General features: G+C 39.3%; 7 protein-coding genes and 3 pseudogenes. 4 read left to right on the top strand and 6 right to left on the bottom strand.

The features are described from left to right. Positions 1 to 256: 256 nt before the first annotated feature. Complete coding sequence (locus NSU02_RS18400) at positions 257 to 445, bottom strand: IS3 family transposase (RefSeq protein ID WP_327848440.1); 189 nt, start codon at positions 443 to 445, stop codon at positions 257 to 259. Further along, positions 438 to 1,625, bottom strand: a pseudogene (locus NSU02_RS18405) (YifB family Mg chelatase-like AAA ATPase); the annotation flags it as partial. The gene NSU02_RS18400 and the pseudogene NSU02_RS18405, both read right to left, overlap by 8 nt. A 311-nt stretch (positions 1,626 to 1,936) precedes the next feature. Here NSU02_RS18405 and NSU02_RS18410 point away from each other — a divergent pair. The 4 genes and pseudogenes from NSU02_RS18410 to NSU02_RS18425 all read left to right on the top strand — a co-directional run bounded on the left by NSU02_RS18410 (position 1,937) and on the right by NSU02_RS18425 (position 6,600). Continuing rightward, positions 1,937 to 2,704 carry a DeoR/GlpR family DNA-binding transcription regulator gene (locus tag NSU02_RS18410; RefSeq protein ID WP_339193543.1) on the top strand — a complete coding sequence of 256 codons (768 nt, stop codon included), beginning with the start codon at positions 1,937 to 1,939 and terminating at the stop codon, positions 2,702 to 2,704. 151 nt (positions 2,705 to 2,855) lie between these two features. Next, positions 2,856 to 4,178, top strand: coding sequence for a four-carbon acid sugar kinase family protein (locus NSU02_RS18415; protein WP_339193546.1), 1,323 nt, complete (start codon positions 2,856 to 2,858; stop codon positions 4,176 to 4,178). Beyond that, positions 4,162 to 5,178: a 4-hydroxythreonine-4-phosphate dehydrogenase PdxA gene (gene pdxA / locus NSU02_RS18420; protein ID WP_339193548.1), complete on the top strand. Its 1,017-nt coding sequence runs from the start codon at positions 4,162 to 4,164 to the stop codon at positions 5,176 to 5,178. The genes NSU02_RS18415 and pdxA overlap by 17 nt, the downstream gene beginning before the upstream one ends. A 50-nt stretch (positions 5,179 to 5,228) precedes the next feature. Next, positions 5,229 to 6,600 (top strand): annotated as a pseudogene (locus tag NSU02_RS18425) (gluconate:H+ symporter). Positions 6,601 to 6,964: 364 nt separating this feature from the next. On the opposite strand, the gene NSU02_RS18430 reads toward NSU02_RS18425, so the two are convergent. The 4 genes and pseudogenes from NSU02_RS18430 to NSU02_RS18445 form a co-directional block, all read right to left on the bottom strand. After that, positions 6,965 to 8,341 carry a sugar phosphate nucleotidyltransferase gene (locus NSU02_RS18430; RefSeq protein ID WP_339193550.1) on the bottom strand — a complete coding sequence of 459 codons (1,377 nt, stop codon included), beginning with the start codon at positions 8,339 to 8,341 and terminating at the stop codon, positions 6,965 to 6,967. 22 nt (positions 8,342 to 8,363) lie between these two features. Further along, a complete protein-coding gene (locus NSU02_RS18435) occupies positions 8,364 to 9,491 on the bottom strand; it encodes a glycosyltransferase family 4 protein (RefSeq protein WP_144597806.1) in 1,128 nt (375 codons plus the stop codon). A gap of 849 nt (positions 9,492 to 10,340) precedes the next feature. Then, a pseudogene (locus NSU02_RS18440) lies at positions 10,341 to 10,638 on the bottom strand (transposase); the annotation flags it as partial. A gap of 63 nt (positions 10,639 to 10,701) precedes the next feature. Further along, positions 10,702 to 11,385 (bottom strand): hypothetical protein, encoded by a 684-nt coding sequence (locus NSU02_RS18445; RefSeq protein WP_144597807.1) that lies wholly within the window; start codon positions 11,383 to 11,385, stop codon positions 10,702 to 10,704. Positions 11,386 to 12,011 lie beyond the last annotated feature (626 nt).

Below are 12,011 nucleotides of genomic sequence, written 5' to 3' on the forward strand. Positions count from 1 at the left end.
GATGATTCGCCTGCTTTCTTTATTAAATAAAACGCAGATATAATTGAATACCTCAAAGCAGTCTCTTTTTCAGCAATCAAAACCGTCCCTTCATCCTCCTATGTTAGCCTAACATCGAACAATTGTATTTATAAAATAAGACTCTCTGAAACTTTATTTGAAATAATAATATATTCGATCCTTATATCATCTAATTATTTAAATATATTTCCCTCTTTCTAGTCTCTATCTAGCTAAAGAATATCTATAATCTGCGTTAATAGGATCCAACTCCGTGATAATCGTTATCTGTTTCGACAATGCCATTTTGTAATATCTTGATTCCTACTGTAATAGAGTTTTTCATACGAATCCGTTGATCATTATAAAAACTCACAATATATTCAAATATGCTTTGTTCCGCTTGCTTACGAGTTTGATAGTCTTGAAGAAAAACAACGTTCATATTGCTTTCTTCTTGCTTTTTCCACTCTTTTCCTTATGGTTTCCGAAGATTCCGAAACTCTCGTTTCTGGAAAAATCAATGACTTCCAATGGTAATAAAACATCCATCCGGTCATAAATCGGCCCGGAAACACGATTTCGATACGCTTGAATTTGTTTCGCACTACATGTGCAATAGCGCGTTCTTGAGCCTAAATATCCACACGGACACGGATTCATTGCCCCAAGCAAAATAAAGTCCGCGGGATATGTCACCGTCGACGAAATACGGCTAATCGTCACTTTCCCCGTCTCTAACAGCTGGCGAAGCATATCCAGCGTCTTTTTTGCAAATTCCGCCATTTCATCGAGAAATAAAACACCGCGATGTGCCAGCGACACTTCGCCAGGCTTTGGGTGCGTTCCCCCGCCAATTAAAGAAACCGATGAAGCAGAATGATGCGGATGACGAAAAGGCGGATAGCCGCTCTCAATTTTTTCTCCTGCCAGCTGGTACAAACTGATCACCTCTAACTGCGCATCATGAGAAAGACCCGGCAAAATCGACGAAAACGTTTCCGCTAACAAACTTTTCCCGCACCCAGGCGGTCCAACCATTAACACGTTATGTCCGCTTGCCGCTGCGATCTCCAATGCACGCTTTGCTTGATGATGGCCAATACTCGATTGAAAATCCCGATGATGCTTTCGCGGGGAGTCCATAATTTCAGGAGTGCGAAAAGCTGGGGGTAACGAAAGAACACGTTGTCCTTGCAGATATTGCACCGTTTCTTCCAACGTCTGAACAAAGATACAATCGAGATCTTTCAAATGATAAAGCGGAAGTGTGGGATCATACGGAAGGTATACTTTTTGAAAACCGAGCTTCTTTGCTGCCAATATCGCTGGAAGCATGCCATCCACCGGCTGAATCGTTCATCCAACGATAACGAACCTAAAAACGCTGCATCGGAGGAAGCCGGCGCTGTCAGCTTGCCCATTGCCTTCAAAATCCCAATCGCCATGGCCAAATCAAACATCGGGCTATGCTTTTTCCGCTCCGGCGGAGACAAATGAACAACAAGCCTTTTATCAAAAAAGTCGCATCCGAAAGCATAAAGCGAAGCAAGAACACGTTCCTTTGCCTCTTTCACCGACGCATCCGGCAACCTAACAATCACCATCGCCGTAATTCCCGGCATCCCCTACACCCCACGCACCCAATACCCTCCTAACCCCCTTAACCCAATGCTTAAAATCTTCACCGTCACTCATCCATCCCTCCCAATCACAGAACATTAGTTCTTATCCATTATTGTAATACCCTTCCATTTACCTTTCAATTACAAATATTTAGATAAATTTTGAGCGGAGACAGGCACCGAACCCATCTTAGAATTGAAAAAAAATTTTCTACTTCCCTTATTGACAAAAGTGAACAAATGGAAATAAAATATCGTTAAAAGTTAACAAAAAATTGTTAAAATCGAACATTTTTAAAGGATGAATACACATGTTGCCAAAAGAACGACGCCGATGGATTGAAAAACAATTGATCACCCAAGGTAAAGTGGATATCGAAGAACTGTCGCAACAATTAAACGTGTCAACAATGACGATCAGAAGAGATTTGGCTCTTCTTGAAAGAGAGGGCAAGATCGTCCGAACACATGGGGGTGCCATTCATCCGAAATCGCTAATTCAAGAAACACCTTACTCAACGAAAAAAGAAAAAAATATCGAGCAGAAAAAAGCCATTGCCCGTAAAGCAGTCGAATTGATTCCAGAAGGAGCTAATGTCATTTTAGATTCAGGAACGACCACTATTGAAGTCGCTAGGTTGATTAAAGACAGGGAAGATTTAACTGTTATTACTAATGACATTAAGATTGCAGCCGAATTAATGGAAAGTAAATTAAAGGTGATCGTGACGGGAGGTGAATTGCAAAACCAAGTTGGTACTTTGTATGGCTGGCCTACCCAAGAGTTACTGAAAAACATCCATGCAGATATTTTCTTTTTAGGGGCCCATGCTGTCGATATTGCATCAGGAGTAACATCGCCCACTTTTGAAAAATCGCTAATCAAAAAACTGATGATGCAAGCGGCCGAATCTACTTGGTTGCTGGCCGATTCCAGCAAGTTTAACCAAAAGGCTTTTTCTCTCGTTTGCCAACTTTCAGAGTTGGAAGGGATTATTACAGACACGGGATTAAGCCAAGAAGACCAGTGTAAATATAGTGAACATGTAAACGTGATTGTTGTACGCCCTATTGAATGAGAATGAGTATAAGCAGTCCCAACTTCAACTAAAAATCAACGTCATATGAAAAACCCCTTACTGTCCTGCTTGGTGATAAACAAAAATAAGGGGGTGATCCATCGGCAGCGATATAAACGATTTTGATAGACAGGGAGGGGGAACAATACTTATGAGAATAGGAGTAATTGCAGATGATCTGACCGGCGCTAATGCAACAGGAGTCAGATTGGCCAAACAAGGATTCAAAACAGCTACCTTCGTCAGAAACGCACCTTTGACAAATATAGAAAACTACGATGCTATTTGTATTGATACCGATAGCCGATACGCTTCTAGGGAGATTGCGGAAAATCGCGTACGCCAGGCAATCAAAAACCTCAAACAATGGAATGTGAAGATATTTTGCAAGAGAATTGACAGCACCATCCGTGGTAATATTGGGATCGAAATTGATACCGTTTTAAATGAACTTGGCGAACATTCTATCGCCATCGTCGTCCCTTCTTTTCCCGACTCGGGAAGAATAACAACCGGGGGATATTTGCTCGTTGATGGTGTACCTGTCCAGGAAACCGACGTAGCCAAAGATCCTCTTATGCCCGTCAATCAGTCGTTTGTCCCAGACATCATTCGACAACAAAGCATCCATTCAGTCTCATTGATAGGGCTGGATGCCGTTCTTTCCGGCGTCGGGAGAATCACCAATAAATTACGGGAAGAAATCGAACAGGGAAACCGAATCATCGTGGTTGATGCAGTAAACGATGAACATATCGAAACAATTGCCCTTGCGATGACAAAGATTAAAGATAAAATCATTGTTCCCGTCGATCCAGGTCCCTTAACCGCTTACTATGTAAGATTATACTTACATCAAGAACTCAACACGCAAAAAATATTAATCGTCATCGGAAGTGTGACCTCTTTAACCGGCCGACAACTTCATTATCTCTTAGCTAAAACAAACGCTAACCCGGTATACGTAAATCCAGAAAAATTAGCGAGTTTCACAAATAGCTGGAATGAAGAAGTTGAACGGGCCGTATCCATTGGCCTAAAAAGATTAGAAACAGAAAACATCTTAATTGTGACTACGTACCACCCAGCGAATAAACTGATCAATTTGAAAGCGTTATCATATATAGAGCAAGTATCTGAAGATGCACTAGCTAAAAGAATAACAGACGGACTTGCCGTAATTAGCAGGAAAATTATCGAGAGTTCCAAGTATCCCATTTCTGGATGCTTCACAAGCGGCGGCGATGTAACCGCATCCCTTTGCGCCGTAGGAAGAGCAAATGGCATTGAAATTGAAGACGAAGTTCTCCCATTGACATCATTCGGATACTTCTCGGGAGGATACTTGGACGGACTCCCTGTCGTCACAAAGGGAGGCATGGTTGGCGACCAACGGTCCATTTATAAAAGTTTACGGTTTTTGCAAATGAAAATCAATCACCAAAGGAGTGGAAAACATGTCAGCACAAACTAAACCGATTATCGCAATTCCAATGGGAGATCCGGCAGGAATCGGACCAGAGATCACAGTTAAAGCCTTGAATAAGCCAAAAATATATGAAGTTTGCTCACCCCTTGTTATTGGTCATAGTGAAGTATTGAAAAAGGCTATGAATTTTACAAGTATCTCGCTGAACATCCGTGAAATTAAAGATCCTTCAGATGGAAAATACGAACATGGAATAATAGATGTTATCTCATTAAACAACGTAAACATAGACACCCTTGAAATGGGGAAAGTTCAGGCACAATGCGGAAAGGCATCTTATGAATATATTGAAACAGCTGTCCATCTAGCCCTTAACGGAAAAGTGTCAGCTTTAGCCACGACACCAATCAATAAAGAATCGTTGAAAGCGGCAAACGTTCCTTTTATCGGACATACAGAAATATTAGCCGCATTGACCAACACCCATGATCCACTGACGATGTTTGAAGTAAGAAACATGAGAATTTTCTTTTTAACGAGACACCTGTCCCTAAAAGACGCCATCGCCGCAATGACAAAAGAGAGGGTTTGCGACTATTTAATTCGTTGTGATCAAGCATTGCAACGCCTAGGAGTGGAAAATCGCAAAATCGCCGTTGCAGCATTAAACCCACACGGCGGAGAAAACGGGCTGTTTGGAAGGGAAGAAATCGATGAGATTCTCCCAGGCATTCAAATGGCTCAAGAAAAAGGGATTAACGCCGTTGGGCCAGTCCCTGCTGACTCTGTTTTTCATCACGCACTAAATGGGCGTTATGATGCTGTACTATCCCTTTACCATGATCAAGGTCATATTGCCGGGAAGATGGCGGATTTTGAAAGAACGATTTCGATTACAAACGGTCTTCCATTTTTGCGCACATCTGTCGACCACGGAACAGCCTTCGATATTGCCGGAAAGGGAATTGCAAGCAGCGTAAGTATGGAAGAAGCCATTACAATTGCAGCAAAATATGCGCCAAAATTTCAGCCTTCATGGGCATAACTCTTCTATGATCTAGACAACAAAAGGGGAATAAAAAGGGGGTATAAGCGTTGGAAGCATCGGGCGTCCAAATGATATTCGGGCTTGTATTAGGGGTAGCGATCCTCATTTTCCTAGTACTTAAGACGAAAATTCATGCATTTTTGGCTCTGATCATAGCAGCTTCCATTACTGGACTGGTTGGGGGCATGTCTGCTCCCGACGTCATCAACGCGATCACTGCAGGATTCGGATCCACTTTAGGATCTATAGGAATCGTGATTGGATTCGGAGTGATGATGGGACGCATTTTAGAAGTATCCGGTGCTGCTGAAAAAATGGCATATACTCTTGTAAAATGGGTCGGAAAACGAAAAGAAGAATGGGCCATGGCGATCACAGGGTATATCGTTTCCATCCCGATCTTTGTGGACTCAGCCTTTGTGATTTTAACGCCGCTTGTGAAAGCCCTTTCTAAAAAAAACCGGAAAATCGATTCTCACCATTGGCGTAGCACTCGGAGCCGGGCTCGTCGCCACCCACCATGCAGTGCCGCCAACACCCGGTCCATTAGGTGTTGCGGGAATTTTTGGAGTTGACGTCGGATTGATGATTGCGTGGGGATTAGTTTTTGCCATCCCCGTTACCGTTGTAGGCGTCCTATATGCCAAATGGCTTGGAAAGAAAATATATCAAATCCCTGATGAAACAGGCTTAGGTTATGTACGACCGGTTAATCCGATCACGGTTCAGGAATTTCTTGAATCTAAGGAAAAGAAAGACTTACCTTCACTAACACGATCGGTGCTTCCTATTTTCGTTCCGATTATATTAATCTTTGCGAATACAACCGTCACCGCCCTCAAATTAAAGGGAGGAATTTACGACTACATCACATTTCTTGGCTCGCCCATTATTGCAGTTGGAATCGGACTGATCTTCTCCATATACGGATTATATCACCATGTGAAGCGCTCTGAAGCGCTTGACCACATGGAGGAAGGAATCAAAACGTCCGGAATCATCCTCCTCGTCACCGGTGCCGGTGGGGCGCTCGGGAACGTCCTAAGGGAGAGTGGAAGCGGAGAGTATATTGCCCAACAAGTTGCGCAATTACATCTCCCAGCCATCTTAATCCCTTTCATCATCGCAACGATTGTGAGGCTGATTCAAGGCAGCGGAACCGTGGCCATGATTACCGCCGCCTCCATCTCAGCGCCTATTTTGCAACAATTGAATGTCAATATGGCATTGGCTGCACAGGCAGCCGCCTTAGGGGCAATGATCTTCTCGTATTTTAACGATAGCTTGTTCTGGGTCATTAACCGCATGTTAGGAATAAAAGAAGTGAAAGAACAAATTTTGACATGGTCTATTCCAACCACACTGGCATGGGCAGCGTCTTTGGTTACGTTACTCATCGTCAATGCATTTTTCGGATAAATCAACAAAAATGAAACTTACAAGCCGCCCTTGTTACTGGGTGGCTTGTCCTCCTTACCTTTTCCGCTGATGCCATCCCATTTAGTTGACGAAGTTGAATTTGCTTAGAAATATGTTCCCCATTAATGATACCCAATCCTTCGAATTTCAATCTTTTCAAATTTCTCTCAGAATTAGACGCATTTTTTTGAAAAGTTGCAAACAGTATAAAAAAACTTTGCTGTCTTTAAAATATTCTAATAAAAGCTCCATGAACGTGCTTTGCTTGCTCTCCACCCGGCATGAAAATAGCCGCTCCAAGCGCGCATTTTCATAGAAAAAACTCGCTGCTAGAAGAAACACATCCTTCCAGCAGCACAAACCATTATTTACTCACAGAGAAGCAATTTGCTCCTACTTCTTCCCATGTCATATAAATACGAACAATATCTTCTTCAATTAACTCCGTTCCTGTTTGCACTTCGATAAATTCTAAATCAGTAATCGCTTTAATTCCATGTTTCGCACCGACAGGAATTTCAAGCACATCCCCCGGCTTCACACGGCGAATTTCCCCGTTAAAAGCAAATTCCCCTTCACCTTTAATGATGGTCCACACTTCACTGCGGTGATAATGCATTTGATAGCTTAAGTTTTTCCCTGCGGTAACACCAATTCGTTTTGTTAATACTTCTCTTCCATCTTCAAACTTCGTATAATCTAATACTCGATACCAGCCCCAGCGGCGTTCTTCGTACATTGGACGCTGATCAAAATCGTTCACTAACTCTTTAATTTTTGGGCTTTTTGCCTTATCTGCAACTAAAATCCCATCAGGACTTGACGCAATAATAGCATTTGATACTCCTAATACTGTCACAGGAATGTCTAGCTCGTTAATGAGGTGGGTATTTTCACAATCAGCGCTAATAACACCTTTACCAATTTGGTTTGTTGCCATCTCTTCCGTTAATGTATTCCACGTACCAAGGTCTTTCCAATAGCCATCATATGGAAACACAACAATATGTTCTGTCTTTTCCACGACCTCATAGTCAAAGCTAATTTTCGGCAACTTATCATACTGCTTTAATAGCCCATCATATTGAGTTGGAAATCCCTTTTCTTGCAGCAAAGAAATAATATAGTCGAGTTTAAAAGCAAACACGCCGCAGTTCCAAAGTGCGCCTTGTTTAATTAATTCCGCTGCTTTTTTTTCAGTTGGCTTCTCTGTAAAATGACTTACTCTTAAATAATTGCTATCACTAGATTTGGAAGCTGGAACAATATAACCGTACTTTGCAGACGGATACGTTGGCTCGACACCGATTAACGCCAAATCAGTCCCACTTGCGAGTACGGTTTCTTCTAAATCTTTTACTCGATGAAAAAAGCGATCCTCCACATAAGGATCGACAGGCAAGACGGCGACAACTTCATTTAAATCGATTCCTTCTACACTATACAAATAAACCGATGCTAGAGCGATCGCTGGGAACGTATCGCGCCTCATCGGTTCAATAATAATCGGTACATCTTGACCTAATTGGCTATGAATCATATCGACTTGGGATTTGCTTGTAGCAATCACAGCGGAATCAGCTAGGTCGACATTTCCTAACTGACCCCATACACGCTGAACCATCGACTGCAGTTCGCTGTTTTGATTTTCTAACACTTTTAAAAATTGCTTTGAACGCGCGTCATTAGATAAAGGCCAAAGGCGTTTGCCGGAACCACCAGAAAGTAATACAAGCTTCATCGGAAACCTCCTAATTTTTTATCTACATATTTTCAAGCTTACTATTTACATAGTCTTCAAACTCTTTTCTAAATCTTTCTGGGGAAAAACACAACGCATTTTCACGACAATCTTCGTATTTAATATCACCTGAAATATTCTCAAATGATTTAATAGAATCAACTAACGATTTTATTGTCTGTTCTTCAAAAAATAAACCTGTTGGATTCTCAGTTTGTCCATATCCGCGAATCGTTTCTAATGCTCCACCTTTCCCATAGGCAATAACTGGAGTACCACAAGCTTGCGCCTCAACAGGTGTGATTCCGAAATCTTCTTCTGCGGCAAATACAAACGCTTTTGCCCGCTGCATATGGTCTCTTAAAACTTCAAAAGGCTGGTATCCGAGCAACTTCACATTAGAAGCAGCCTTTGCCTTAATTTTATGAAAATCCGGTCCGTCACCTATAACGACTAATTTTTTATCTGGCATCTGTGAGAAAGCTTCAACGATTAAGTCGATTTTCTTATATGGAACCATTCGAGAGGCTGTAAGATAAAAATCTTCTTTTTGATCGTGGAAAGTAAAAGCGGACACATCTACCGGTGGATAGATAACATCCGCTTTCCTTCGATACACTTTCCAAATTCTTCTGGCGATAAATTTTGAATTGGCCACAAAATAATCAACTCCATTGGACGTACGATAATCCCAATTTCTTATGTAATGAAGGATTGTCTTCGCGATCCAGCCTTTCATTCCTCGGTCTAATCCCGCTTCTTTTAAATATTGATGTTGCAAATCCCATGCGTAGCGGATTGGCGAATGAACATAAGAAATATGCAGTTGGTCAGGGCCGGTAATAACACCCTTCGCAACTGCATGTGAACTAGAAATGACAATATCGTATTTCGATACATCCAATTGCTCAATAGCCAACGGCATGAAAGGAAGATAGCTGCGATACTTTCTTCGAGCAAACGGCAACTTTTGAATAAAAGAGGTAGTAACCTGTTTATTTAAAATAAAACCTCTCTGATCTTTATCTATAAAGTCTACAAGGCTAAACAAATCAGCATCAGGATAAATCTTGAGTAATTGTTCCAATACTTTTTCAGCTCCTGCATAGATAACTAACCAGTCGTGGAGGATTGCTACTCTTTTTGACATAAAACTCCCTCAATCCTTATTCAAGATTATTTAAAATCAAAATTTTAATTTAGTTTAAAGAAAAATAAAGCAATATGACCGAATATTATAATCGGCTCAAAGTTATTAACAATAATAAAAAAAGGAAAACTTTTTCCTATTTTAATAAGTATAATTGATTACCTATAAATTATTGGTTACTGGTTTCTCTTGGTTACCTATTTCTAACCGATTTAGAAGCAAAATTTACAATGAGAGCTTTTCAGTTTATGTTCTCGATAAGAAATAGAACAATAATTAAGGCAGAAAAGATGCAATAAACATGTGATATCTGGTATAACCGATATCGCATACACAGTTTAACTTGATGAAAAACATCATGAGTTCCAAAGCAAGAACAAAGACAACTGACCCTATTATCATAAATTTTCGACGAAAGTGGACCTACTTTCATATCGGAAGGAGTATAATAACATTCGTGGTAGTGCCAAGTTTATGTATCTGACCTTACTTCTTTTCAATGGAATCATAATCACTAGAGGCTCAGCTAAACTTGATTTAATTAAGCAACAAAACAAAGAAAAAATAACTTTTTTGATGTCCAAGATATGCATTTAAATAACTCTACTGTATATATGTTACTATTTCCGATATTCCGATACGAATTCCTTATTTTCTATCAAGTTTGATATTTCTCTTCCCTCTATAAATATTGATTTATCAACGGTTTGACCGTTTTAGGGGTGTCAAAAAATATTTTCGACACGATCACTAACATAATTTTATAAATATGCGATTCTCTTACAGTTAATGGGTACGATCCGCGGTCGCTACTGGTTAAATATGGATGTAGCGATAGGTCTGTTTACGAGGGATCCCTCTTTCATCCAGGAAATAGGCCAGATTGAGCCAATAATGGCCTGTTGGCTCAATTCCGATGATGACTTCGGTTTTGCCGAATTCTTTCATAGCTGACAGGATGCACTGGTAAAACCCTTCAAAGCTTTGTTGGATTGTGCAACCGGGAAAGTCTTTTGCAGGATTCGGCCGCGATCATCGACAAAGCAGGCGTAATGTTTGCGTTTTGCAATATCCATGCCGACTCCAGCGTTTTTTCGGTGACTTGATTAATTTTGTGATTTTGAGTACAAGGGCTCTTTTTATGCAAGTTCCCGAAAAAGCTTCTAACAGGAATGCTCCTCTATTAAGCAATAATTTGTAATTAATAACATTATTTAATAACTTTAATTAATTCCTCTGATAATTTAATATGAAAATTTTTCCTAAAATGAAAACCATCTAAGTTATAATATTTTTTATATACTGAATAATCTAGATTTTTACTTAAAAAAATGTAATCCGGATAACTCTTTCTTAAAAAATCATTTATTATTTCTACATTTTTATTATGATATTCTCCGTACAAATGGTGATTAACTTTAAATAACGGCATTATTATTATCCTATCCGCAATTTTCTCTAGTTGTTCAACTAAAAAAGTTAATTTATCTTGAATTTCATTAATTGAATTATAATATTCCCTATAAAATCGAATCAATATTAATCTAAAAAAGAAAAAAGGAAGCCTTAGTATATAGCTTAAATTAAAAGAAGGAGGAATAGAAAATAAAGAATCTCTACAAAATTTTAAACCTTTATTTCTAAAATATTTCAAAATTTTATGGGGCATTCTAGGATGAACATCAGGATTACCAATTTGTAAAATTACAAAATCAAATTTCTCATCCCTATTTAATGATAATATCTTTTCAATAAAGTAATCTAGCGGTTTTCCTCCATAACATATCTTTTTTATTTTTTTATCTACTAAATTTTCACAAATTATAGAAACAAAAGATTTCACTCCGTAATCAGTCCCATGTGAATCTGATATAAATAAAATCTTATCAACCACTTTTTATCATCCTTATTAAAAGTTTCTTCTAGTTGTATAAATACAACAATAAAAATGAAATCCATAGGATTAAGCCGTGTTATGATTAAGTCGACAAAGCACAACCTAAGTTGATTTTCTGATTTCTAAACAAATAAACACCATTTAAATCGCAGCTATTGAATAGACTTTACTAAGTGTTGAATAAAAAATCTGTGTAAAACGATAGTTGTGGTCATAGATTGATGTCGCAAATTTTCATCTTACGTGGACTGAAACATTGGACGGTAACCTAAAATAAAACCGGACAGAACTTTTTCGAAACCTATTTTCCAGAAAAAGATAAGTTCGATATGAAGAAAATCGAAAATCCTAAGGTAAGAAAAATAAATACAGCTATTAAATTTATCTAGTTTCCTAAGACAAAATGTAGGAAATAATGATAATTTATCACCATATGCTGTCAATGGATACATAAAATAATAAAAAAATCGGAAATGATCTTGTTTGCACAAAGACGCTACATAACTATATTGATCTTGGACTTATTCGTAAAAAGCGACGACCAGGCGTTTCAATACCTAAGACAATGCTTTTAAAAAAAACTGTCGAAGCTCATTGAAAAACGATCTGTTAGAAGCTGAACA

The sequence above is a fragment of the Aeribacillus sp. FSL W8-0870 genome (genome assembly GCF_037963755.1).
GTDB classification, from domain to species: domain Bacteria; phylum Bacillota; class Bacilli; order Bacillales; family Aeribacillaceae; genus Aeribacillus; species Aeribacillus composti.